General features: G+C 72.1%; 24 protein-coding genes and 1 pseudogene. 17 read left to right on the top strand and 8 right to left on the bottom strand.

Features of this window, described 5'->3' with window-relative positions; genetic code table 11:
- Positions 1-21: 21 nt before the first annotated feature.
- The 4 genes and pseudogenes from ABT116_RS04570 to ABT116_RS04555 form a co-directional block, all read left to right on the top strand.
- Positions 22-870, top strand: a pseudogene (locus ABT116_RS04570) (ABC transporter ATP-binding protein); the annotation flags it as partial.
- On the top strand, positions 867-1,607 hold the full coding sequence (locus ABT116_RS04565) for an ABC transporter permease (protein WP_351627703.1): 741 nt from the start codon (positions 867-869) through the stop codon (positions 1,605-1,607). The pseudogene ABT116_RS04570 and the gene ABT116_RS04565, both read left to right, overlap by 4 nt.
- Positions 1,604-2,770, top strand: a complete 1,167-nt coding sequence (locus ABT116_RS04560) for a sensor histidine kinase (protein ID WP_351627700.1) — start codon at positions 1,604-1,606, stop codon at positions 2,768-2,770. The genes ABT116_RS04565 and ABT116_RS04560 overlap by 4 nt, the downstream gene beginning before the upstream one ends.
- Entirely contained in the window at positions 2,767-3,381 is a 615-nt protein-coding gene (locus ABT116_RS04555; protein WP_351627698.1) for a response regulator, read from the top strand. The genes ABT116_RS04560 and ABT116_RS04555 overlap by 4 nt, the downstream gene beginning before the upstream one ends.
- 115 nt (positions 3,382-3,496) lie before the next feature.
- On the opposite strand, the gene ABT116_RS04550 is transcribed toward ABT116_RS04555, so the two are convergent.
- Complete coding sequence (locus ABT116_RS04550; protein WP_351627695.1) at positions 3,497-4,348, bottom strand: transglutaminase family protein; 852 nt, start codon at positions 4,346-4,348, stop codon at positions 3,497-3,499.
- A gap of 29 nt (positions 4,349-4,377) precedes the next feature.
- Complete coding sequence (locus ABT116_RS04545; protein ID WP_351627688.1) at positions 4,378-5,385, bottom strand: GNAT family N-acetyltransferase; 1,008 nt, start codon at positions 5,383-5,385, stop codon at positions 4,378-4,380.
- A 140-nt stretch (positions 5,386-5,525) separates the two neighbouring features.
- On the opposite strand from ABT116_RS04545, the gene fdxA reads away from it, so the two are divergent.
- Both fdxA and ABT116_RS04535 read left to right on the top strand, forming a co-directional pair.
- A complete protein-coding gene (gene fdxA, locus ABT116_RS04540; RefSeq protein WP_003973842.1) occupies positions 5,526-5,846 on the top strand; it encodes a ferredoxin in 321 nt (106 codons plus the stop codon).
- Positions 5,847-5,966: 120 nt separating this feature from the next.
- Entirely contained in the window at positions 5,967-7,058 is a 1,092-nt protein-coding gene (locus ABT116_RS04535) for a bifunctional succinyldiaminopimelate transaminase/glutamate-prephenate aminotransferase (protein ID WP_351627685.1), read from the top strand.
- 81 nt (positions 7,059-7,139) lie between these two features.
- Here ABT116_RS04535 and ABT116_RS04530 read toward each other — a convergent pair whose 3' ends face one another.
- Together ABT116_RS04530 and ABT116_RS04525 are read right to left on the bottom strand one after the other, a co-directional pair.
- Entirely contained in the window at positions 7,140-7,580 is a 441-nt protein-coding gene (locus ABT116_RS04530; protein WP_351627683.1) for an ATP-binding protein, read from the bottom strand.
- A 344-nt stretch (positions 7,581-7,924) separates the two neighbouring features.
- On the bottom strand, positions 7,925-8,905 hold the full coding sequence (locus ABT116_RS04525) for a VldE C-terminal domain-containing protein (protein WP_351627681.1): 981 nt from the start codon (positions 8,903-8,905) through the stop codon (positions 7,925-7,927).
- Between the two features lie 85 nt (positions 8,906-8,990).
- Here ABT116_RS04525 and dapE point away from each other — a divergent pair, with 85 nt between their 5' ends.
- Together dapE and ABT116_RS04515 are read left to right on the top strand one after the other, a co-directional pair.
- On the top strand, positions 8,991-10,070 hold the full coding sequence (dapE, locus tag ABT116_RS04520; protein WP_033311086.1) for a succinyl-diaminopimelate desuccinylase: 1,080 nt from the start codon (positions 8,991-8,993) through the stop codon (positions 10,068-10,070).
- A 119-nt stretch (positions 10,071-10,189) separates the two neighbouring features.
- Positions 10,190-10,948 (top strand): LOG family protein, encoded by a 759-nt coding sequence (locus ABT116_RS04515; protein ID WP_351627677.1) that lies wholly within the window; start codon positions 10,190-10,192, stop codon positions 10,946-10,948.
- A 95-nt stretch (positions 10,949-11,043) separates the two neighbouring features.
- Here ABT116_RS04515 and folP read toward each other — a convergent pair whose 3' ends face one another.
- Positions 11,044-11,904, bottom strand: coding sequence for a dihydropteroate synthase (gene folP, locus ABT116_RS04510; protein ID WP_351627674.1), 861 nt, complete (start codon positions 11,902-11,904; stop codon positions 11,044-11,046).
- Positions 11,905-12,048: 144 nt separating this feature from the next.
- Between folP and ABT116_RS04505 the strand changes: the two genes are divergently transcribed.
- The gene (locus ABT116_RS04505) at positions 12,049-12,432 is read left to right on the top strand and encodes a DivIVA domain-containing protein (RefSeq protein ID WP_351627671.1); all 384 of its coding nucleotides are present in this window, start codon (positions 12,049-12,051) and stop codon (positions 12,430-12,432) included.
- Positions 12,429-13,016 (top strand): DNA-3-methyladenine glycosylase I, encoded by a 588-nt coding sequence (locus tag ABT116_RS04500; RefSeq protein ID WP_351627669.1) that lies wholly within the window; start codon positions 12,429-12,431, stop codon positions 13,014-13,016. Before ABT116_RS04505 ends, ABT116_RS04500 begins: the two co-directional genes overlap by 4 nt.
- A 69-nt stretch (positions 13,017-13,085) precedes the next feature.
- On the opposite strand, the gene chcB is transcribed toward ABT116_RS04500, so the two are convergent.
- A complete protein-coding gene (gene chcB, locus ABT116_RS04495; RefSeq protein WP_351627666.1) occupies positions 13,086-13,889 on the bottom strand; it encodes a 2-cyclohexenylcarbonyl CoA isomerase in 804 nt (267 codons plus the stop codon).
- Positions 13,890-13,956: 67 nt separating this feature from the next.
- Between chcB and ABT116_RS04490 the strand changes: the two genes are divergently transcribed.
- Together ABT116_RS04490 and ABT116_RS04485 are read left to right on the top strand one after the other, a co-directional pair.
- Positions 13,957-14,121 carry a hypothetical protein gene (locus tag ABT116_RS04490; protein WP_351627663.1) on the top strand — a complete coding sequence of 55 codons (165 nt, stop codon included), beginning with the start codon at positions 13,957-13,959 and terminating at the stop codon, positions 14,119-14,121.
- 153 nt (positions 14,122-14,274) lie between these two features.
- On the top strand, positions 14,275-14,442 hold the full coding sequence (locus ABT116_RS04485; RefSeq protein WP_003966491.1) for a DUF3117 domain-containing protein: 168 nt from the start codon (positions 14,275-14,277) through the stop codon (positions 14,440-14,442).
- 117 nt (positions 14,443-14,559) lie between these two features.
- On the opposite strand, the gene ABT116_RS04480 is transcribed toward ABT116_RS04485, so the two are convergent.
- The gene (locus ABT116_RS04480) at positions 14,560-15,258 is read right to left on the bottom strand and encodes an O-methyltransferase (protein WP_324614290.1); all 699 of its coding nucleotides are present in this window, start codon (positions 15,256-15,258) and stop codon (positions 14,560-14,562) included.
- Positions 15,259-15,421: 163 nt separating this feature from the next.
- Between ABT116_RS04480 and sigE the strand changes: the two genes are divergently transcribed.
- The 5 genes from sigE to ABT116_RS04455 all read left to right on the top strand — a co-directional run bounded on the left by sigE (position 15,422) and on the right by ABT116_RS04455 (position 21,023).
- Positions 15,422-16,195 (top strand): RNA polymerase sigma factor SigE, encoded by a 774-nt coding sequence (sigE, locus tag ABT116_RS04475; RefSeq protein WP_351627661.1) that lies wholly within the window; start codon positions 15,422-15,424, stop codon positions 16,193-16,195.
- Positions 16,192-17,232, top strand: coding sequence for an anti-sigma factor family protein (locus ABT116_RS04470; protein ID WP_351627658.1), 1,041 nt, complete (start codon positions 16,192-16,194; stop codon positions 17,230-17,232). The genes sigE and ABT116_RS04470 overlap by 4 nt, the downstream gene beginning before the upstream one ends.
- A gap of 131 nt (positions 17,233-17,363) precedes the next feature.
- Complete coding sequence (locus tag ABT116_RS04465) at positions 17,364-19,457, top strand: S1C family serine protease (protein WP_351627655.1); 2,094 nt, start codon at positions 17,364-17,366, stop codon at positions 19,455-19,457.
- Positions 19,458-19,675: 218 nt separating this feature from the next.
- Entirely contained in the window at positions 19,676-20,125 is a 450-nt protein-coding gene (locus ABT116_RS04460; protein ID WP_344458633.1) for a sec-independent translocase, read from the top strand.
- Positions 20,126-20,351: 226 nt separating this feature from the next.
- Positions 20,352-21,023, top strand: coding sequence for a hypothetical protein (locus ABT116_RS04455; protein ID WP_351627652.1), 672 nt, complete (start codon positions 20,352-20,354; stop codon positions 21,021-21,023).
- A 113-nt stretch (positions 21,024-21,136) separates the two neighbouring features.
- On the opposite strand, the gene ABT116_RS04450 is transcribed toward ABT116_RS04455, so the two are convergent.
- On the bottom strand, positions 21,137-22,270 hold the full coding sequence (locus ABT116_RS04450; protein WP_351627650.1) for an Mrp/NBP35 family ATP-binding protein: 1,134 nt from the start codon (positions 22,268-22,270) through the stop codon (positions 21,137-21,139).
- Positions 22,271-22,308 lie beyond the last annotated feature (38 nt).

The raw sequence follows: 22,308 nt of genomic DNA, 5'->3' as shown, positions 1-22,308 counted from the left end.
AAGGCGTACGACGCCGTCCGGGCCGTGGACGGGCTGACCCTGGACCTCAGGCCGGGGGAGACCGTGGCACTGCTCGGCCCCAACGGTGCCGGCAAGTCCACCACCCTCGACCTGCTGCTCGGCCTCAAGAACCCCGACAGCGGCACCGTCCGGCTCTTCGGCTCCGGCCCCCGGAAGGCCATCGTCGCCGGGCGGGTGGGCGCCATGCTGCAGAGCGGCGGCCTCATGGACGAGGTCACCGTCGCCGAACTCGTGCGGCTCGCCTGCGACCTGCACCCCAAGCCGTACCGGCCCTCGGAGGTCCTGTCCCGGGCGGGCATCGCGCCGATCGCCGAACGCAAGGTCAACAAGCTGTCCGGCGGTCAGGCCCAGCGCGTCCGCTTCGCCCTCGCCACCGCCGGCGACAGCGACCTCATCGTCCTGGACGAGCCCACCACCGGCATGGACGTCACCACCCGCCAGGCCTTCTGGGCCACCATGCGCGAGCAGGCCGACCAGGGCCGGACCGTCCTCTTCGCCACCCACTACCTCGAAGAGGCCGACGCCGTCGCCGACCGGGTCCTCGTCCTGCACCGCGGCCGCCTCCTCGCCGACGGCACGGCCGCCGAGATCAAGGCCAAGGCGGGCGCCCGCCGGGTCTCCTTCGACCTGGAGGGCACCATCGACGAACCGGCCCTGCGCGCCCTGCCCTTCCTGACCGGCATCGACATCTCCGGCCGGACCGTGCGCATCCAGTCCACCGACGCCGACGCCACCGTCCACGCCCTGTACGGCCTCGGCGTCTGCCCCCGCAACCTCGAAGTCGCCGGACTCGGCCTGGAGCAGGCCTTCGTCGCCATCACCACCGCCGAGGAGGCGAAGTCGAAGTGAACAGCCTGATCAAGCTGGAGCTCACCCGCGCCCTGCGCAACCGCAAGTTCCTCTTCTTCTCGGTGATCTACCCGTCGGTGCTGTTCCTGATCACCGCGGGCAACGCCGACAGCACCACCGAGGTCCCCGGAAGCGGTCTGACCCTCCCGACCTACATGATGGTCTCCATGGCGTCCTTCGGCGCCCTCACGGCCGTCCTCATGGGCAACAGCGAGCGCATCGCCAAGGAGCGGGAGGGCGGCTGGGTGCGGCAGCTGCGCCTGACCACGCTGCCGGGCCGCGGCTACGTCCTCGCCAAGACCGCGAGCGCCGCCGTCGTCAGCCTGCCGTCCATCGTCATCGTCTTCGCCGTGGCGGCGGCCGTGAAGGACGTGACCCTGGACGCCTGGCAGTGGCTCGCCCTCACCGGTGCGATCTGGGCCGGCAGCCTCGTCTTCGCCGCGCTCGGCGTCGCCATCGGCTATCTGGCCGGCGGGGACGCGGTCCGGCCGATCACGATGATCACCTACTTCGGCCTGTCCATGCTCGGCGGTCTGTGGATGCCCACGACGACCTTCCCGGGCTGGCTCCAGGACATCGCGAAGTGGCTGCCCACGCACGCGTACGCTGCCCTGGGGCAGGCCATCGAGCAGAGCCGGGCCCCGCACGTCCAGGACCTCGCCGTCCTCGTCGTGTCGTTCGTCCTGTTCGCGGGCGGCGCGGCCTGGCTGTACCGGAAGGACACCCTGAAGGCGTGAACGACGTCGGCGTCGGTATCGGGCAGCGCCCGGTCAACCGCAGGCAGCGGGTGGTGAAGTCCCTGTGGGTCGGCATCTGGCTGGTCTACCTGGGCGCACCCGTCACGGACCTGCTGCACGGCGGCCACAGCACGGGCGTGCGGATCCTCGGCTGGCTCGGCCTGGCCGCCTTCGTGGCCTGGTACATGGTCCTGGTCTTCCGTACCGGCCGCGGCGAGCGCAACGGCCTGGTGCTCGGCTCGCTCGGGGTCCTCGCCGCCCAGTCCACGCTCCTCGCCCTCACCCTGGGCCGCGAGTGGCTGGTGCTGTTCGTGTACGTGTCGATCGCGTCCGGCGCCGCCCTGCCGCTGCGCATGGCCCGCTGGACGATCCCGGGCGCCTGCGCGCTGCTGACGGCCGTGGCGTTCGCCGTGCCGGGCGGACACTCCTACCTGGCCGGGCTGCTCATCCCGGCCCTGCTCGGCGGCTTCGCGATGACCGGCGTACGCGAACTCGTCCGGACGACCATCGCCCTGCGCGAGGCCCGCGCGACCGTCGCCCAGCTCGCCGCCAACGAGGAGCGCCTGCGCCTGGCCCGGGACCTGCACGACCTGCTCGGCCACTCGCTGTCCCTGATCACGCTCAAGAGCGAACTGGCCGGGCGGATGCTGCCCGGGCAGCCCGACAAGGCGGCCCAGCAGGTCGCCGACATCGAGCAGGTCAGCCGCCAGGCCCTGGCCGACGTACGAGAGGCCGTCACCGGCTATCGCCGCCCCCGCCTGAACGCCGAACTCGCCGGTGCCCGGGTCGCCCTGACCGCGGCCGGCGTCACCGCCGAACTGCCCGCCGAACCCGGCCTCTCCGGCGTGCCCGAGGAGAGCGAGTCCGCGCTCGCCTGGGCGCTGCGCGAGGCGGTCACCAACGTCGTACGGCACAGCGGCGCCCGCCGCTGCACAGTCGAGCTGGTGGGCCGTCAGACCCTCGACGGGCCGGTACTGGAACTCGCCGTCGAGGACGACGGCTCGGGCGGCAAGGGCACCGGCGCCGGCAACGGCCTCGCGGGCCTCACCGAACGCCTCACCAAGGCCGGCGGCACCCTGGAGGCGGGCCCGTCCGAGCACGGCTTCCGCCTGGTCGCCCGCGTGCCGACGGCCGGACCGGCGGACGTAGGATCCCGGGCATGAGCCGCACGATCAAGGTCCTGCTCGCAGAGGACCAGTCGATGGTCCGCGAGGCCCTGGCCGCCCTGCTCGGTCTGGAGGAGGACATCGAGGTCGTGGCCCAGGTGGCCCGCGGCGACGAGGTGCTCCAGGCGGCCCGGGAGCACCCCGTGGACGTGGCGCTTCTGGACATCGAGATGCCCGGCGCGACGGGCATAGAGGCCGCGGCCCGCCTGCACGCCGAACTCCCGGCCGTGAAGCTGGTCATCCTCACCACCTTCGGCCGCCCCGGCTACCTGCGCAGCGCGATGGAGTCCGGCGCCGACGCCTTCCTGGTGAAGGACGCCCCGGCCGCCCAGCTCGCCGAGGCCGTCCGCAAGGTCCTCAACGGCGAGCGGGTCATCGACCCGACCCTCGCGGCAGCGGCCCTGGCGGAGGGCGCCAACCCCCTGACGGACCGGGAGCGAGAGGTCCTCCGGGCAGCCGCCGGCGGCTCCACCAACGCCGAACTGGCCACAATCCTGCACCTCTCCCAGGGCACGGTCCGCAACTACCTCTCCACGGCGATCCAGAAGCTCGCGGTGCGCAACAGGGCGGAGGCGGTCCGCGTGGCCCGCGAAAAGGGCTGGTTGTAAGAGCGCCCCGTCAGGGGCGCGGGGCTGTGTCGATATGCGGCTCCGCCGCGTGAGCGCGACAAGCCACAACCCACCCGCACTCGTCCGACAACACGAAGCCCTACGGCGAAACGGCTCAGTTCAACATCGCCCTGGCCGCCAAAGCCTCCCCCCGCATCCGCTCGGCCGCGGCCTGATCCACGGCCTCCACCACCTCCGCGTAGGCCTCCAACTCCGAGGCCCCACCGAGAAACTCCCCCCGCTGTACGAGCAACTGCGCCCGCTCGTACCGCAACCGCGCAGGATGAGACGGCAACAGCAGCGACAGCTCGACCGCCCACAGCGCCACGTCCGACCGCTCCGGACGGGCCGCGGCCCACGCCCGCACGTTGTTCAGGATCCGCAGCACCACCTCCAGCGGATCCGCCGGCCGCAGCATCGCCGCATCCAGCCGCGCCCCCGTCGCCCCGGCCACCAGCAACTCCGCATCGGCCCCGCTGAGGACCCGCCCCCCGTCGAACGGATCGGCGAGCACCTGCCCCTCGTCGGGCCCGAACCCGACCACGAAATGTCCCGGCAGGGCCACCCCGTACACCGGCGCCCCCGCCCGCCTGGCGACCTCCATCCACACCACGGACAGCAGGATCGGCAACCCTCTGCGCCGCACCAGCACCTCGTGCAGCAGCGAGGACTCCAGGCGCTGGTAGTCGCCCGGGGTGCCGTGGAACCCCATCCGGTCGCCGAGCAGCTCCCGCAGGGCGACCGCCCAGGCCCGCGGCCCGGCGGGCCGGTACGGCAGCAGCCCGGCGAGCCGGTCCAGTTCGACCTGCGCGGCGTCCAGGCCCGCCTCGTCCAGCTCCCCGTCCGCCTCCGCGCCCACCAGCAGGCACAGCGTCGACAGATCGGGCCGTTCGGACCGGGCCTCCTCGGCGAACCGCCGCCGCAGCTCGGCGGAACGCTCGGGGGACGGGGGATACGGGGGACGCATGGCTGCTCGTGCCCTCTCGCGACGATCGGTTACCGGCCGGTGCCGTCGGCGTCCGGCGCCCGGTAGTGGTGGTAGGCGTGGTGCGCGGCGAAGCCCATGGGGGCGTACAGCGCCCGCGCGCCCGCGTTCTCGGCCTCGACCTGGAGCCACGCGGCCGACGCGCCCTCGTCGAGCGCCCGGCGGGCCAGCGCGGCCATCACGGCCGTGGCGAGACCCTGCCGCCGCAGCGCCGGATCGACCTCGACGGCGGCGAACCCGGCCCACCGCCCGTCGACGACACACCGCCCGATGGCGGCCGGCCCCGTCGGCCCCGGCACGCTCGCGAACCACACGGAGGGCCCGTTCTGAAGCACCCGCAACGCCACCTCGCTCACGCCCTTGCGCTGATACCGGGCCAGCCAGGCCTCACCGGCCTCCCGGGACAGCACGACCCCCGCCGGATCACCCCGGTCGGCGATCGGCGCCAGCGGCCCGACCCACAGCTCGGCGGTCACCTCCCGCACCCAGCCCCGCCGCTCCAGCTCGGCGCAGAGCAGCTCCTGCGTGCCCTCGGCGCCGGTCGCGGTCTGGACGTAGGCGGGCAGTCCGCGCTCGCCGTACCACCGCCGCACGGCGTCGAGCGCCTCGTCGAGCGGCACTCCCGGCGCACCCAGCGGCAGCACCGAGTTGGCCCGCCGGGTGAATCCCGACGCGGCCCGCAGCTCCCACTCGCCGAGCCGCTCGCTCTCCACGGGCCGCCAGGCGCGCGCGGCGACCCGGGCCAGCTCCTCGTAGGAGGCGGCCGGACCACGGCGACGCGCCGGTGCGGAGGGCACGGTCTTGCCCGCCACCAGCGCGGATTCCGCGATACGGACGCTCTCACCACTCTTCCGTGTGATGAGCAGCACACCGTTGTCCCATGATGTGAGAACACCGACCGTGTCGGTGAACTTCTCACCCGGAGCCTCATGTTCGATCAAGCTCCGCACGGAGACCCGTTTGCCCACGTCAGCAGCGGTGATACGGACCTCGAGTCGCCCGGCGGCAGAGATTTCCACAGGTCAGTTCACCCCTCCTGTTCGGATCATGCCCAAGAACGGAGATACTAGGGGCGGGCATCGACGACGCCGCGCTCCCGCGCGCCAGGCGGCGGAGCCTGAGGAGGCCCGCCAGCGCCCTATCGAGGAGGAACGACAGCGTGACCTACGTCATCGCGCAGCCTTGTGTCGACGTCAAGGACAAGGCGTGCATCGAGGAGTGCCCGGTCGACTGCATCTACGAGGGCCAGCGGTCCTTGTACATCCACCCGGACGAATGCGTCGACTGTGGTGCCTGTGAGCCGGTCTGCCCGGTCGAGGCGATCTTCTACGAGGACGACACTCCCGAGGAGTGGAAGGACTACTACAAGGCGAACGTCGAGTTCTTCGACGAGCTCGGTTCGCCCGGCGGAGCCAGCAAGCTGGGACTGATCGAGCGCGACCACCCCTTCGTCGCCGCGCTGCCGCCGCAGAACCAGTAAGAGCGGCCCGCACTCCGTGCCGCCTCGGTCCCGTACGGCCCGATCACCCGTTGATCGCCGTACGGGGCCGAGGCGTTTGCCGTCACCGGCTCGTACGTACCAGAAAGTGAGCCAGAACCCGTGTCCGCAGTCTCCGACCGCCTGCCCACCTTCCCCTGGGACAAGCTGACCCCGTACAAGGCCACGGCAGCCGCCCACCCGGACGGCATCGTCGACCTGTCCGTCGGCACCCCCGTCGACCCGGTGCCCGAGCTGATCCAGAAAGCGCTGGTGGCCGCTGCCGACTCGCCGGGCTACCCGACGGTCTGGGGCACGCCCGAGCTGCGCGACGCGATCACCGGCTGGGTGGAGCGCCGCCTCGGCGCCCGGGACGTCACCCACCGCCACGTGCTGCCGATCGTCGGCTCCAAGGAACTCGTGGCCTGGCTCCCGACCCAGCTGGGCCTCGGCCCCGGCGACCGGGTGGCCTTCCCACGCCTGGCGTACCCGACGTACGAGGTCGGCGCCCGGCTGGCGCGCGCCGAGTACGAGGCCTACGACGACCCGACGGAGCTGGACCCCGAGGGCCTGAAGCTGCTCTGGCTGAACTCCCCGTCGAATCCCACGGGAAAGGTCCTGTCCAAGGAGGAGCTGACCCGGATCGTCGCCTGGGCCCGCTCGCACGGCATCCTGCTCTTCTCCGACGAGTGCTACCTGGAGCTGGGCTGGGAGGCCGACCCGGTCTCGGTCCTGCACCCGGACGTCAACGGCGGCTCGTACGACGGCCTCGTCTCCGTCCACTCGCTCTCCAAGCGCTCGAACCTCGCCGGCTACCGCGCGGCCTTCCTGGCCGGTGACCCGGCGGTCCTCGGCCCGCTGCTGGAGATCCGCAAGCACGGCGGCATGATGACGTCGGCTCCGACGCAGGCGGCGGTGGTCGCGGCCCTCGGCGACGACGAGCACGTCCGCGTCCAGCGCGAGCGCTACGCGTCCCGCCGGGAGCTGCTGCGCGAGGCCCTGGTCACCCACGGCTTCCGCATCGAGCACAGCGAGGCCAGCCTCTACCTGTGGGCCACCAGGGGCGAATCCTGCTGGGACACGGTCGACCACCTCGCCAAGCGGGGCATCCTCGTGGCCCCGGGCGACTTCTACGGCCCGGCCGGCGCCGAGTTCGTCCGGGTGGCCCTGACGGCGACGGACGAGAGGGTGGCGGCGGCGGTACGGCGCCTTTAGCCGCTGCCGCAGTGAGCGCATGCCCGAGGGGCCCAGGGAAGCTTCCCTGGGCCCCTCGGGCCTCGGACGTGGGGCGTGGCGTCAGCCGACCGGCAGGCCCTTCGTCGGCAGGGAGCCCGTGCCGCCCTTCTTCGCCAGGGAGTCCGTCGGCAGACCGCCCTGGGCGGAACCGGCCGCCTCGCCGACCAGCTTCCCGGCGGATCCCGTCGCCTCACCGGCCGCCTTCTGCGCGACGGGCGTGGCCTTCTTGACCGCCTTGCCGCCGAGCTTGCCCGCGGCAGGCACCGCCTTCTTGACGGTCTTGCTGCCGGTGTCACCCGCGGTCCTGGAGACGTCCGTCGCCGCGCGGTCGACGGTGTTGCCGGCGTTCGCCGTGTCCAGGGCGGTCAGCCCGCCGATGTTCGGGTTGGCCGGCAGCTCGGGGGCCGCACTGGCGGAGCCGGCCGCACCGACCCCGGCAGCCGCTCCCGCAGCGACGATCAGCGCGGCACGGGCGATACGGCGGGTCAGGGGGAGGGACATGGTGCTCCTTCAACGGGAGAGAACAGAGGTTCGTGAAGTGTCCGACCGACACCGGGCGTTGATCGACTGGCTGTGACCGCCCCCGGCTCGGACGCAGTGACTACCGCTTGAAACCCGCGAAGGTTGCGGCGCCGGAACGTAAAGAGTTGGTAATGCGTCGCATAATCGGCTGCGGACAAACGGGCGAAAAGACCCTCCCCGGAAAGCCCGCCGCATCCCTTCCGGCCCTGTGCGCCCAAGGGATTTCGGGAGTTCCCGGGTGAGCGCGCGAAAACCTGAGCACACCCTCGGTGCAGAGCCGCACGGATAACGCCCAAGGGTGAGTTCCCGTACCCCTGCGCGATCTAGTGCATCGTGACAATACGGACGGCGTCCGCGGTGCGTTCCGCACCCGCGGTGCCCTTCTCCGTGGCGGTGCGCCACTGGCTGGCGGTGTTCCCCGCCACCCACTCCCGCCCCGCGTAGGTGACGCGCGCGATGTGCAGCTCGGAGGCGTTGGCCACCGCCCAGTGCGCCAGCTGCCAGCCGCGCAGGCCCGGGTCCCGCCCGGTCGCCGAAGTGGTGTCGGCGGTCACCGGCAGTGTCACGGTCCGCCCGCCGGTACCGTCCGTGGCGCTCGGGGACGGCGTGGGCGTGCCCCTCGACGCCCCGCCCACCTCGGCACCGGCCGGGTCCAGCACATCGCGCCCGAAGTCACGCACGAGCGCGGCACGCACCCCGTCCGGGCCCGACGCCCGGGTCGCGGCCGGGCGGCCGTCGCAGGTCAGCGTGGCCGCGGACTGCCCGGTGAGGGCCGAGGCCAGCAGCGCGGCGTCCGGCTCGTGCTTGGCGTAGGCCTGCGGGAAGCCGCTGCGCTGCACGCGCTGTGCGGCGACGGTGAGCGGCAGCCGGGTGTAGCCGGGCACCTTGACCAGATGGTCGTAGAACTCACCGGCCGAGTACGTCGGGTCCATGATCTCCTTCGGCGTTCCCCAGCCCTGCGAGGGCCGCTGCTGGAACAGGCCGAGGGAGTCCCGGTCGCCGTGCTTGATGTTGCGCAGGGCCGACTCCTGCAGCGCGGTCGCCAGGGCGATGGTCACGGCCCGCTCGGGCAGACCGCGCGCGGTCCCCACGGCGGTGATCGTCGCCGCGTTCACCGCCTGCTCGGGCGTGAACTCGTACGACGCCCCGTCGCCCCTGCCGGAGACGACCTTGCAGCCCGGTCCGCCCGAGCCGCCGGTGACGTACTGCACGACGAGGTAACCGGCGACCGCGAGCAGGGCCACGAAGGCGGCCCCGCATCGGAAGAGGCGGCCGCGACGCTTGGGAGAGGACGGCTCTGGCACGCCGTACAAGGTACTGGAGAGTACGCAGTGGCATGAGCAGGGTGGGAAGAGTGAGGCCGGGGCCCGGCGCGTTAGGGTCGACCGCATGGCCGACACCTCGCTTGACCTCACGCTGGACGCCGCGGAGCTCACCGCCCGGCTCGTCGACTTCCGTTCCGAGAGCGGCACCGAGAAGCCCCTCGCCGACGCGATCGAGACCGCGCTGCGCGCCCTGCCCCACCTGACGGTCGACCGGTACGGCAACAACGTCGTGGCCCGCACGAACCTCGGCCGCTCCGAGCGGGTGATCCTGGCCGGGCACATCGACACCGTCCCGATCGCGGACAACGTGCCCTCCCGGCTCGACGAGGACGGCGTCCTGTGGGGCTGCGGCACCTGCGACATGAAGTCCGGCGTCGCGGTCCAGCTGCGCATCGCGGCCACGGTCCCCGCCCCCAACCGCGACCTGACCTTCGTCTTCTACGACAACGAGGAGGTCGCGGCCGAGCTGAACGGCCTCAAGCACGTCTCCGAGACCCACCCCGAGTGGCTGGAGGGCGATTTCGCGGTGCTCCTGGAGCCGTCGGACGGCCAGGTCGAGGGCGGGTGCCAGGGCACGCTGCGGGTGCTGCTGAAGACCACGGGCGAGCGGGCCCACTCGGCGCGCGGCTGGATGGGCTCCAACGCCATCCACGCCGCCGCCCCGATCCTCGCCCGCCTGGCCTCCTACGAACCCCGCTGGCCCGTCATCGACGGCCTGGAGTACCGCGAGGGCCTGAACGCGGTCGGCATCGGCGGGGGAGTGGCCGGCAACGTCATCCCCGACGAGTGCGTCGTCACCGTCAACTTCCGCTACGCGCCCGACCGAACGCCCGAGGAGGCCGTCGCCCACGTCCGGGAGGTCTTCGCGGACTGCGGGGTCGAGGAGTTCGAGGTCGTCGACCACAGCGGCGCGGCGATGCCCGGTCTGTCCCACCCGGCGGCGAAGGCGTTCATCGAGGCGGTCGGCGGCACCCCCATGCCGAAGTACGGCTGGACGGACGTCTCCCGCTTCTCCGCCCTCGGTGTCCCCGCGGTCAACTACGGCCCGGGCAACCCCCACCTGGCCCACAAGCGGGACGAGCGCGTGGAGATCGCCAAGATCCTCGCGGGCGAGGAAAGGCTGCGGAACTGGCTGACCGCCTGAGCCCGCCGGACGCCCCTCGTGTTTACGGCGCTCCATCGCGGACATGCTCACGTCCCTCGTTCGTAACCCGCGTAGATCTACGCTGAGGTGGAAATACAGGCACGACGGAGGGAGCGCACATGGCGACCGGCAACCCCGAGGGGAAGAAGCAGCCGCCGGAGGAGAAGCGCCTGGGCCCGGTCCTCCAGAGGCGGGACCAGGTGCAGGCCAGCACCACCGACCAGCGGCTGCTGGACGAGCGGGCCCCCTCCGACTGGGTCCACACCGACCCCTGGCGCGTGCTGCGCATCCAGTCGGAGTTCATCGAGGGCTTCGGCACGCTCGCGGAACTTCCTCCCGCGATCAGCGTGTTCGGCTCGGCCCGGACCCCGGCGGACTCCCCCGAGTACGAGGCCGGCGTCAGGTTGGGCCGGGGCCTGGTCGACGCGGGCTTCGCGGTCATCACGGGCGGCGGCCCGGGCGCGATGGAGGCGGCCAACAAGGGCGCCCTCGAGGCGAAGGGCATCTCCGTCGGCCTCGGTATCGAGCTGCCGTTCGAACAGGGCCTGAACCCGTACGTCGACATCGGCCTGAACTTCCGCTACTTCTTCGTCCGGAAGATGATGTTCGTCAAGTACGCCCAGGGCTTCGTGGTCCTGCCCGGCGGGCTCGGCACCCTCGACGAGCTCTTCGAGGCCCTCACCCTCGTCCAGACCCAGAAGGTCACCCAGTTCCCGATCGTCCTCTTCGGCACCGACTACTGGGGCGGTCTGGTGGACTGGCTCCGCGACACGGTGATCGCCCAGGGCAAGGCGGCGGAGAAGGACCTGCTGCTGTTCCACGTGACGGACGACGTGGACGAGGCGGTGGCGTTGGTGTCGAAGGAGGCGGGGCGCTAGAGGGCCGTCGAGCAGTGCTTCCTGCCCAACCGATTCGGGCGGCGGGTGGGCACGGGTTCCGGGGGTCCAGGGGGCGGAGCCCCCTGGTACCTCGGTCAGGCCAACCCCCGCCGGGCAACGGCAGGAGCCCGATGGCCCGCGATCGCCGCCACCATGTCCAGCACCTGCCGCGTCTCGGCGACCTCGTGCACCCGGTACACCTGCGCCCCGAGCCACGCGGACACCGCCGTCGTGGCCAGCGTCCCCACGACCCGCTCCTTCACGGGCCGGTCCAGCGTCTCCCCGACGAAGTCCTTGTTGGACAGCGACACCAGTACCGGCCACCCCGTGGCGACCATCTCGTCCAGCCGCCGCGTCGCCTCCAGGCTGTGCCGGGTGTTCTTCCCGAAGTCGTGCCCCGGGTCGATCATGATCGACTCTCGCGGCACCCCCAGCGCGAGCGCCCGCTCGGCCAGGCCGACCGTCACGTCCAGGATGTCCGCCATGACATCGTCGTACTCGGTCCGGTGCGGCCGCGTCCGCGGCTCCGCTCCGCCGGCGTGCGTGCACACCAGCCCCACCCGATGGCGCGCGGCGACCTCCGCCAGCCCTGGATCGACCCCGCCCCACGCGTCGTTCAGCAGATCGGCCCCGGCCTCGCACACGGCCTCGCCGACGTCGGCCCGCCAGGTGTCGACGCTGATGATCACGTCCGGGAACCGCCGCCGCACCTCCGCGACGAACCCGACCGTCCGCCGGGCCTCCTCCTCGGCCGTGACCTCCTCGCCGGGCCCGGCCTTCACCCCGCCGATGTCGATGATCGCCGCGCCCTCGGCCACCGCCTGCTCCACCCGCGTGAGGGCCGGCTCGTCGCGGAAGGTGGCGCCCTGGTCGTAGAAGGAGTCCGGCGTCCGGTTCACGATCGCCATGATCACCGGCTCGTGCGGTCCGAATTCCCGCCTGCCCAGCCTGAGCATCCCCTGTGACCTTTCCTGGTACGTCCCGTCTTCCGCCGCCTGCGACCCTAACTGTCAGACTCGCATGGCACGATCGGAGCCTGACAACATCCGACTCGGAGGACGTCCGCAGCGTCCGATCCATCCGACCGTGGGGGCCCCGCGATGGTTATGTTCCTGTTCCTGGTCGTCGCGCTCGCCGTCGTGGTCGCCGCGGTGACGCTCGCCGTGGTGGGCGGCGGCGAGAACGGCCCGCTGCCCGAGGCCGCCCCCGAGCGGCTGCGGGACCCGCTGCCCCCGGACCGGCCGGTCGACCGCGCGGACGTGGAGGGCCTGCGCTTCCCGCTCGCCGCCCGCGGCTACCGCATGGCGGACGTGGACGACGCCCTCAGCCGCCTGGGCGCCGAGCTCGCCGAGCGAGACGCCCGCATCGCCGACCTGGAGTCCGCCCTGGCCGGTGCCCGGTCGTCCTCCGCCCACGGGCCGGAGGCCGCCGCGGGGGAGAACCACGTCTCCATGGACAAGCCGAGGCCGGAGGACCGGCCGTGAGCGACGGCGCCGCCCTGGCCGGCCCGGACGGCGCACTGCGCTGCCCCTGGGCTCTGTCCGCCCCGGAGTACGTCGCGTACCACGACGAGGAGTGGGGCCGCCCCGTCCACGGCGACGACGCGCTCTTCGAGCGGCTCAGCCTGGAGGCCTTCCAGTCCGGCCTGTCGTGGATCACCATCCTGCGCCGCCGGCCCGGCTTCCGCGCCGCCTTCGCCGACTTCAAGATCGCCTCGGTGGCCGCCTTCACCGAGGAGGACCGCGAGCGCCTCCTGGCCGACGCGGGCATCATCCGCAACCGCGCCAAGATCGACGCGACCCTCGCCAACGCGCGTGCGCTGGCCGAATGGACCCCGGGCGAGCTGGACGAACTGATCTGGTCCCACGCCCCCGCCCCGATCGGCCGCCCGGCCCCGAAGACCCTGTCGGACGTCCCGCCGGTCACCCCGGAGTCGACGGCCTTGTCCAAGGCCCTGAAGAAGCGGGGCCTCCGCTTCATCGGCCCGACGACCGCATACGCGTTGATGCAGGCGTGCGGGCTGGTCGACGATCACCTGGAGACCTGCGTCGCCAGAAGCGCCCCGTAAGGGGCGCGGGGAACTGCGCGATCAAGCACAGGGGACCCGCAGCCCCCGACGGCGCTCCTGAACCCCGACTCACCGGCCCAGGTACTTCGGCTTCTCCTTGTTGACGAAAGCCTGGACCGCGATCGCATGGTCCTCGGATGAACCGGCCCGGGTCTGGAGCTCGTCCTCCTTGTCCAGGGCCTCCTCCAGGGAGTGCGTCAGCCCGTACGCCACCGACTCCTTCAGCGCCGCGTACGCCACCGTCGGACCCTCGGCCAGCGCCCGCGCCACCTTCTCGGCCTCCGCCCGCAGCTCAGCGGACGCCACCAGCCGATTGGCGATGCCCAGCTCGTACGCCTCCTGCGCGCTGATGCTCCGCGGGAAGAGCAGCAGATCGGCGGCACGGCCCGGGCCGATCACCCGCGGCAGCGTCCAGGAGATCCCCGAGTCGGCGGTCAGCGCCACCCCGGCGAAGGAGGTGTTGAACGCCGCCGAGTCCGCCACGATCCGGTAGTCCGCGGCGAGCGCGAAGCCGAAGCCCGCCCCGGCCGCCACCCCGTTCACGGCGGCGACGACCGGCTTCGCCGCCCCCGCCAGCGCCCGCACGATCGGGTTGTAGTGGTCCCGGACCGTGTTCATGGTCTGCCCCGAGCCGGTCTCCCGGTCCTGGACCAACAGCCCGATGTGCTCCTTGAGGTCCTGCCCGACGCAGAACGCCCGGTCTCCGGCGGCGGTCAGCAGCACCGCCCGCACTGCGGCGTCGCCCGCCGCCGACTCGACCGCCTCCCGCAGAGCGACCTTGGTCTCCACGTTCAGCGCGTTCATCGCCTCCGGGCGGTTCAGCGTGATCGTCGCGAGTCCGTCGCTCACCTCGTAGAGCACGGTGTCGGCCATGGCGTATCCCCTCCGGGTCGCGAAACGGGGACGTACCGGCCGGTACGCCCCGGGTCTGCAGGACAGCATGACGGAGATCGCGGGCGGGGAGCCGGACCGGAGGTGTGACCTGCGTCAAACAATTCTCGTCCGGATTGGTTCGGCGGAAGTGTGTGCGGTGGCGGAGTATCGCAGTCTCATCGCCGAATTGAGTGGTTTTGCTCGCGTGCGTTGCCCAAGCGATGCCGACTGATGTTGGTCATCGGGTCCTGAGATGCGGGATAATGGCTTGGAAGCAATGTGTTCGATGCCGGTGTCGCGTGTCCTGCCACAAGGGCCGCACGTGTGCCCTTCTCAGGGGCCGTCGGCTTTGACGATGAGCTGGGTTTCAGGAAGGGGAACGAGCATGGCGGCCATGAAGCCGCGAACGGGTGATGGCCCGCTCGAGGTGACCAAGGAGGGGCGGGGCATCGTCATGCGCGTTCCGCTCGAAGGCGGCGGTCGGCTCGTCGTCGAGCTGACCCCTGACGAGGCCGACGCGCTCGGCGACGCCCTCAAGAAGGTCGTCGGCTGACGCGCAAGCGACCATACCCTTTCAGTTGCCCCGGCATCACCTCGGTGCCGGGGCGGCTGTTTTCCCACCGATGACACTCGCCTGCCCCGGCCCCCGCTCCCCTAACGTGCGACCCGGCTAGCGTTTCACCGCGCACAGCAGCCCGTCGCCCACCGGCAGCAGTGACGGCACCAGCTCCTGGCTCTCGCGCACCGCGCGCAGCAGCTCCCGCAGCCGCAGCACCTCCGTGGGCTGCGGGCCGGAGTCCACCGTTCGGCCGTTGGCGAAGGCGCCCTCGAAGACGACCAGCCCGCCGGTGCGCAGCAGGCGCAACGATTCGGCGAGGTAGTCCATGACCTCCAGGCGATCACCGTCGCAGAAGACCAGGTCGTAACCGGCGTCCGCGAGGCGGGGCAGCACGTCGAGGGCGCGGCCCGGAATGAAGCGGGCCCTGTTGCTGGCGAAGCCGGAGGCGCGGAAGGCCTGACGGGCGAACTGCTGGTGCTCCGGCTCGGGGTCCACGGTCGTCAGGACACCGTCCGGCCGCATACCGTGCAGGAGGTGGATCCCGGAGACACCGCAGCCGGTCCCGATCTCCGCGACGGCCTTCGCGTCGACCGACGCGGCCAGCAACCGCAGCGCGGCGCCCGTGCCGGGCGTCACCGAGCGCAACCCTGCCTCGCGGGCCCGGTCCCGGGCCCAGTGCAGCGTTTCGTCCTCGGCGACATAGGCGTCGGCGAACGCCCAGCTCGTCTGCCGGTTGCCGGTAATGACCCTCTCCTGTCCCCGTGAATGCCTGGGCGTGACTGTATCCGTTGGGCACGGGAACCCGCAGATGGGACCGGTCGTTTAAAGGGATGTGCGAGCGGCGTGGGCCGGGACGGGGGGACAGGCAGTGGATCAGGACGCCGAGCAAGTGCCGACGCAGCAGTACGAGGCGTATCAGCGCAGATCAAATTCTCGTAAAACCACTTATCCGGTCCTAACGGGCGAGGTGGCTATGGTAGGGGCTCCACTGGACACCACCAGAGCTGACAGGGGAGGTGCGGCTGCGCCTGTGGATCGCGGAGGAGTGCTCCGGCGCTTCCTCGGACCGGCAGGCAGGCCGACATCTGTGAACGACACCGCTGCTGACCACAGTCACGCCGCTGACTTCGCCCAGACCGCGACCTTCACCACCGACGCGGACGGGCAGGCGTGGACTCCGCCCACGTGGGAGGAGATCGTCAGCACGCACAGCGGCCGGGTCTACCGGCTCGCCTACCGTCTGACCGGCAACCAGCACGACGCGGAGGACCTCACGCAGGAGGTCTTCGTCCGCGTCTTCCGCTCCCTGTCGACCTACACGCCCGGCACCTTCGAGGGCTGGCTGCACCGCATCACCACGAACCTCTTCCTGGACATGGTCCGCCGCAAGCAGCGCATCCGCTTCGACGCGCTCGGCGATGACGCGGCCGAGCGCCTGCCCAGCAAGGAGCCCACGCCGCAGCAGATCTTCAACGACGCGCACTTCGACGCGGACGTCCAGCAGGCCCTCGACACCCTCGCCCCCGAGTTCCGCGCCGCGGTCGTCCTGTGCGACATCGAAGGACTGTCGTACGAGGAGATCGCGGCGACCCTCGGCGTCAAGCTCGGCACGGTCCGTTCCCGGATCCACCGCGGACGCTCCCAGCTGCGCAAGGCCCTCGCGCACCGCTCCCCGGAGGCGCGCGCCGAGCGCCGCTCCTTCGTGCCCCGTGTACCCGCCCTGGGAGGAGGGGGCGCGAGCGCGTGAGCGGATCTCGGCCGAAAGCCTCCGAGGGTCACCTCGCAGAGCAGCATCTGGGAGACCGACTCTCCGCCCTGGTGGACGGAGAGCTCGGTCATGACGCGCGTGAGCGCGTACTGGCGCACGTGGCCACCTGCCCGAAGTGCAAGGCGGAGGTGGACGCCCAGCGCCGCCTGAAGAGCGTCTTCGCTGAGGCGGCCCCGCCGCCCCCTTCCGAGAGTTTCCTGGCCCGCCTGCAGGGACTACCCGCGGGCGGCGGCCCGGACGGTGAGATCACACCGCCGGGCGGAGGAGGGCTGCCCGGAGGGCTGTCCGGACGGTTCGGATCGTCCGGGGCCTTCGGTGTGAAGCGCGGCGAGCGGTTCGAGTTCGGGTACGCCCCGTCCCGGTCGCACCTGCCCGTGGTGCCCGCGCCCGCGGGCGTGAACCCCGCCCTTCCCTCCGACACCGGCGGCCCGCTGCCCGGCCACCGGGGCCTGCCCTCGGAAAGGGGCTTCCGCATTCACGACGTGGGTCGGCACGACGGCGACCGGTCGTCCTCGCGGCTGCGATTCGCGTTCGTGGCCGCCGGTGCCGTGTCCCTGGCGGCGATCGCGCTGGGCGGCGTCACCACCGGCACCCCGGCCGACGCGGAGGCCCGCGGTGGCCAGGGCTCGGGGAGCAACGTCACCCCGATGCGCACCCAGGGCACCGGTGCGGCGACGCCCGAGTCCCAGCGCCGCCGGACAGCGCCGCAGCTCGGGCAGGTGCACGGCGGGAGCATGCTCGGCCACGCCCCGGTCGCCCCGACCGAGGTCTCGGCCCCACTGCTGCCCGGAGTGCCGCCGGCCGCCCGGCACCACGCGTTCCACGCGCTGACCGCCCCGGTGGTGGCCGGAGCCGCCGTCATGTCCCCGTTGATACGTCCCCTCGAGGCGGCCACTCCCGCCGCCCTGACCTCGTGGTCCGCGGTCCCCGAGATCACGGCCCCGCTGCTCGCCGTGCCCCTCGCGGACCCGACCTCGTCCCCCTCGCCCCCCGCTTCCTCGCGCACGGCTCACTGACCGGCCTCTGCGCACCGGCCCGCGAACCTGATTGAATCCGGGGGTTGTCGCCCGCGGCCGAGGTGTGGCCGGGCGCCGGTTCGAGGAACTGCGGCCATCGCGACGAGCCGTGCCGCGGCTGTGGGGAGAGCATGAACGAGGGGAAGCCCACGAAAGCGAAGTGGTGGAGCCGTCCACGGCCGCAGGACCTTGCGGGGGAGCCGGACGGTACGGACCAGGTCGTGGCGGAGGACCCGGGCGGGAACGGTGTGCACGGGCCGGTGACGGCCCCGACCGGCCCCGACGGGGACTTCGAGCTGCCCCGTCCCGCGCCTCGGCCCGACGGAGACGAGGACGGGGACTACGAGCTGCGGCGCCCCGAGGCGGTTCCGGCCGAGACCGCCGCAAAGCCGACGGCGCCGGCGCCCGGGGCGGCGGCAGTCGGCATTGCCGGGTCGGAATCCGGAGCGGCGGAGACCGGTGAGGGCGTTGCCGGGTCGGCACTGAGGGTGGCCGAGACCGGTGACGGTGTTGTCGCGTCCGCACCCGGGGTGACCGAGACCGGCGATGGCGCCCTCGCCCCGGCCGCCCCCGGCGCGCACCTCGCCGAGGGTGCCGGGCAGGCCGCCGCCCGCGTCCCCGCTGCCAGGGAGGACGGACAGGGCGTTCCCGTCGCCCCGGTCTCACCCGCCGGGCCGGTGCAGGAGGCTCCGCGGCCGCTGCACGACCCCGACCCGTACAGCACCCCGCCCTACGGCGAACCCGGCCCCTGGGCGCCCGCGCCGCCCGTCCAGCACCCGGCGACGATCCCCGTGCAAGGCGGGGCGATACCGGGGCAGCCGAGCGTGCCGGGCACCGCGGCCGTGCCGTCGCCGCCCGAGCCGCACGGCACACCGTCCGCCCCGGCCACCGGCAATCCCACGTCCTCCGCTCACCCGTCGGCCGAGATGCCGCACCCCGGGGTCGTCGGCGACCCCGCGCCCGTGCCGACCGTGCCCGTCCACGCCGGCGCTCCGGCACCCGCCTCCACCCCCGACCCCTGGCAGCGTTACGACCCCTGGGCGGCCCCCGGTGCCGCCGGGGGACAGGGGCCTCTCCAGCAGAACGGCGCCGCCGTGCTCAGCACGGAGCAGCGGCGCAGGCGGGGCAGGAAGTCCCTCGTGCTCGGTGCCGTGCTGCTCGCGCTCGTGTCCGGGGGCGTCGGAGGCGCCGTAGGGACGTATCTGGAGCGCAACGGGGGCGTCGGGACCGTCGAGCTGCCGCAGGCCGGGAAGGAGGCCTCGGCGCGCGACGCCGACAGCGTGGCCGGGATCGCCGGACGGGCCCTGCCCAGCGTGGTCACGCTGCATGTCAGCGGCGCCGGCGAGCAGGGCACGGGCACCGGCTTCGTGCTCGACACCCGCGGGCACATCCTCACCAACAACCACGTCGTGCAGCCCGCCGGATCCGGCGGCGAGATCACCGTGACGTTCAACGGAGGGCAGACCGCGAAGGCCGAGGTCGTCGGCCGGGACAGTGGCTACGACCTCGCCGTGGTCAAGGTGAAGGGCGTCAGCGGACTCACCCCCCTGCCGCTGGGCAACTCGGACAACGTGCAGGTCGGCGACCCGGTCGTGGCCATCGGCGCCCCCTTCGACCTGGCCGGCACGGTCACCTCCGGCATCATCAGCGCCAAGCAGCGGCCCATCACGGCCGGCGGCGAGAAGGGCGACGGCAGCGACGTGTCGTACGTCGACGCGCTGCAGACCGACGCGCCCATCAACCCCGGCAACTCCGGCGGGCCCCTGCTCGACGCCCGGGCACGGGTCATCGGCATCAACTCGGCCATCCGCTCGGCGGACAGCGGCTCCACCCAGGACAGCGCCCGGTCGGGTTCCATAGGCCTCGGCTTCGCCATACCCATCAACCAGGGCAAACGCGTCGCCGAAGAGCTGATCAACACCGGGAAGGCCACCCACCCGGTCATCGGCATCACCCTGGACATGGACTACACGGGCGACGGCGCCCGCGTCGCCGCCGAGGGCAGTGAGGGCGGACCGCCCGTCACCGCGGGCGGCCCGGGCGCCAAGGCGGGGATCAAGCCGGGCGACATCGTCACGGAGGTCGACGGCCTGCGCGTGCACTCCGGCGAGGAACTGATCGTCAAGACCCGGGCCCACCGCCCCGGCGACCGGCTGGAGCTGACCGTCGAGCGCGGCGGCAAGGAGCGTAAGGTCTCGCTCGTCCTCGGATCGTCCGATGGCTGAGACATGACGTCCGGGCCCCAAGAGGACGTCTCAACAGCGCCTCACAACGGACCGACAAGGCAAACAATCGGGAAAGCGCTCACGCCTCCCGCACTCGGAGGTCCCGGGACAGTACCGGTCGGACAGGATCGCCGGGTACCGTGGATCCGGCCCGGACCACGGCACGACCCGCACCGACCACGAGGGCCGAGGACCGAGGACATCGCTAGGAGCTTCAGGTGTTCAATGACATAGGACCACTCGAGCTGGTGACGCTCATCGTCCTTGCCGTGCTCGTCTTCGGTCCGGACAAGCTCCCCAAAGTCATCCAGGACGTGACGCGCACGATCCGGAAGATCCGTGAGTTCTCGGAGAGCGCCAAGAACGACATCCGGGAGGAACTCGGTCCGGAGTTCAAGGACTTCGAGTTCGAGGACCTCAACCCCAAGACGTTCATCCGCAAGCAGCTGGACAACGAGGACCTGGGGCTCAAGGAGATCCGCAACGGCTTCGACCTGAAGAAGGAGATGGCCGAGGTCACCGACGCCGTCCACAGCCGTGACTCCGACACCTCCTCCGCCTCGTCCGCGGGTGCCGCCGGTTCGTCCGGTGGTCGCATCGACATGACGAAGAAGCCCGAGACGCCCGACCCGGACGACCGGCCGCCCTTCGACGCGGACGCCACCTGACGGACACGCCCAGCGGCGTACGACTCTGGTGCGTGACGCGTTTCATACTCCGGTCGGGCTGTGTACGGCCTGAACGGGGCGCCCGTGCGGCCCACGCGCCGGGCGGTTTCCCTGCTGCTCGCAGCGGTGTGGCTATGCTGCCGAGTTGTTGTGCGGACCGTGACGAGTACGCCCGAAGGGGGGCGGGCCGTACCGGTCCGACTAGAGCGAGGAGGCGTCCGGGCACATGGAGACGACGAGTCGGGCTGTCGCGCAGACGCCGGCCGCGGAGGGCGGGCAACAGGCCCCCTCCGCCCGGCGTACGGTCGACGACTACCTGCGTGCGCCCTTCCCGTGGTACGGCCTCGACGAGGCCTTCACGGGACCGCGCCGGCTGATGCAGGTGGGTACGACGGCCGACGGGGCCGTGGAACACGGGTCGATCGGGCACGGGGACGAACCCACCATTCGCAACGAGCATGCGGCCGGGGGCGATCAGGACGCCAAGGAGAAGTTCGCGGTCGTCGTGACCGTGGCGGCGAATCCCTCACGGCGCACGGCGGACGGGACGGGGCTCCTCGAGGCCACCTCGGTGTCCTCCGCGGCGTGGCTCGCGGGCGTCGGACTGCTGTCCTTCACCTGGCCCGGGCAGATGGACCACGCGCTGCGGGACGAGTGGCTGGAGCAGCAGACCGAGACGGCGTGGGTGCTGGCCGACGACCTCGACGGCTCCGACTGGTCGACGTTGTCGCTGCCGGTGGACGGGGTGCCGACGGTGTTCCACTACCGGGAGTCGGAGTTCGGCTGGGTGCTCGCCGGGTCCACCTCGGCAGGGGTGCATGTCGGGGCGTACGGCAGGGGCATGAGTGCGTACGGGCTTGGCTTCGCCGTGGTGAAGGACATCGCCGCGTACGCGTGAGTTCCCTGGGGCGCCGGGTTTTCGGCGCCCCTTCGCCGTGGGGCATTCGTACCTCTGGGCGGCTGCGGGTACGTCGTGGCTCGTCGCGCGGTTCCCCGCGCCCCTGAGTCAGTTCAGAACTTGTTCCTCGGGGTGATACCGAGCGACAGGCCCGACAGACCGCGCTGACGGCCGCCCAGCTTGCCCGCGATCGCCCGGAGGGCCGAGCCCGCCGGGGAGTCGGGGTCCGTGAGGACGACCGGCTTGCCGTCGTCGCCGCCCTCGCGCAGGCGGACGTCGATGGGGATGCTGCCGAGGACCGGGACGTTCGCGCCGGTCGTGCGGGTCAGGCCGTCGGCGACCGTCTGGCCGCCGCCCGTGCCGAAGACGTCGACCATCTCGTCGCAGTGCGGGCAGGGCAGACCGGACATGTTCTCGACCACGCCGACGATCTTCTGGTGGGTCTGCACGGCGATGGAGCCCGCGCGCTCGGCGACCTCGGCCGCCGCCTGCTGCGGGGTCGTCACGACCAGGATCTCCGCGTTCGGGACCAGCTGCGCGACGGAGATCGCGATGTCGCCGGTGCCGGGCGGCAGGTCCAGGAGCAGCACGTCCAGGTCGCCCCAGTACACGTCCGCCAGGAACTGCTGGAGGGCGCGGTGGAGCATCGGGCCGCGCCAGACGACCGGGGCGTTGCCCGGGGTGAACATGCCGATGGAGATGACCTTCACGCCGTTCGCCGACGGCGGCATGATCATGTTCTCGACCTGGGTGGGCCGGCCGTCGGCGCCCAGCATGCGCGGCACGGAGTGGCCGTAGATGTCGGCGTCGACGACACCGACCTTGAGGCCGTCGGCCGCCATCGCCGCGGCCAGGTTGACCGTCACGGACGACTTGCCGACGCCGCCCTTGCCGGAGGCGACCGCGTAGACGCGGGTCAGGCTGCCCGGCTTGGCGAAGGGGACCTCGCGCTCGGTCTGGCCGCCGCGCAGGGCGGACGCCAGCTCCTTGCGCTGCTCGTCGCTCATCACGTCGAGCGTGACGTCGACGCGGGTGACGCCCTCGACCGCGGAGACCGCGTCGGTCACGCGCTGCGTGATCGTGTCCCGCATGGGGCAGCCCGAGACCGTGAGGTACACGGTGACCGCGACCGCCCCGTCCGAGCCGATCTCCACCGACTTGACCATCCCGAGTTCGGTGATGGGCTTGTGGATCTCGGGGTCGTTCACCGTCGCCAGTGCCTCGCGCACCGCGTCTTCCATAGCCATAAGGACGATGGTACGGCGCTGTACCGGTGCGTAGGAAA

The organism is Streptomyces sp. NPDC002130 (genome assembly GCF_040296465.1).
Lineage (GTDB): Bacteria > Actinomycetota > Actinomycetes > Streptomycetales > Streptomycetaceae > Streptomyces.
Note: the sequence above shows the minus strand (reverse complement) of the source record. Positions and strands in the feature narration are given on the sequence as shown.

Excerpts from the sequence above, each read along its gene's own strand:
- ABT116_RS04505 (WP_351627671.1), top strand. The coding sequence starts at position 12,049 with ATGGTTATGTTCCTGTTCCTGGTCGTCGCGCTCGCCGTCGTGGTCGCC.
- ABT116_RS04450 (WP_351627650.1), bottom strand. The coding sequence starts at position 22,270 with ATGGCTATGGAAGACGCGGTGCGCGAGGCACTGGCGACGGTGAACGAC.
- sigE (WP_351627661.1), top strand. The coding sequence starts at position 15,422 with ATGGTAGGGGCTCCACTGGACACCACCAGAGCTGACAGGGGAGGTGCG.
- ABT116_RS04530 (WP_351627683.1), bottom strand. The coding sequence starts at position 7,580 with ATGTCCCTCCCCCTGACCCGCCGTATCGCCCGTGCCGCGCTGATCGTC.
- chcB (WP_351627666.1), bottom strand. The coding sequence starts at position 13,889 with ATGGCCGACACCGTGCTCTACGAGGTGAGCGACGGACTCGCGACGATC.
- ABT116_RS04515 (WP_351627677.1), top strand. The coding sequence starts at position 10,190 with ATGGCGACCGGCAACCCCGAGGGGAAGAAGCAGCCGCCGGAGGAGAAG.
- ABT116_RS04490 (WP_351627663.1), top strand. The coding sequence starts at position 13,957 with ATGACGGAGATCGCGGGCGGGGAGCCGGACCGGAGGTGTGACCTGCGT.
- ABT116_RS04455 (WP_351627652.1), top strand. The coding sequence starts at position 20,352 with ATGGAGACGACGAGTCGGGCTGTCGCGCAGACGCCGGCCGCGGAGGGC.
- ABT116_RS04485 (WP_003966491.1), top strand. The coding sequence starts at position 14,275 with ATGGCGGCCATGAAGCCGCGAACGGGTGATGGCCCGCTCGAGGTGACC.
- ABT116_RS04555 (WP_351627698.1), top strand. The coding sequence starts at position 2,767 with ATGAGCCGCACGATCAAGGTCCTGCTCGCAGAGGACCAGTCGATGGTC.
- dapE (WP_033311086.1), top strand. The coding sequence starts at position 8,991 with ATGGCCGACACCTCGCTTGACCTCACGCTGGACGCCGCGGAGCTCACC.
- folP (WP_351627674.1), bottom strand. The coding sequence starts at position 11,904 with ATGCTCAGGCTGGGCAGGCGGGAATTCGGACCGCACGAGCCGGTGATC.
- ABT116_RS04465 (WP_351627655.1), top strand. The coding sequence starts at position 17,364 with ATGAACGAGGGGAAGCCCACGAAAGCGAAGTGGTGGAGCCGTCCACGG.
- ABT116_RS04550 (WP_351627695.1), bottom strand. The coding sequence starts at position 4,348 with ATGCGTCCCCCGTATCCCCCGTCCCCCGAGCGTTCCGCCGAGCTGCGG.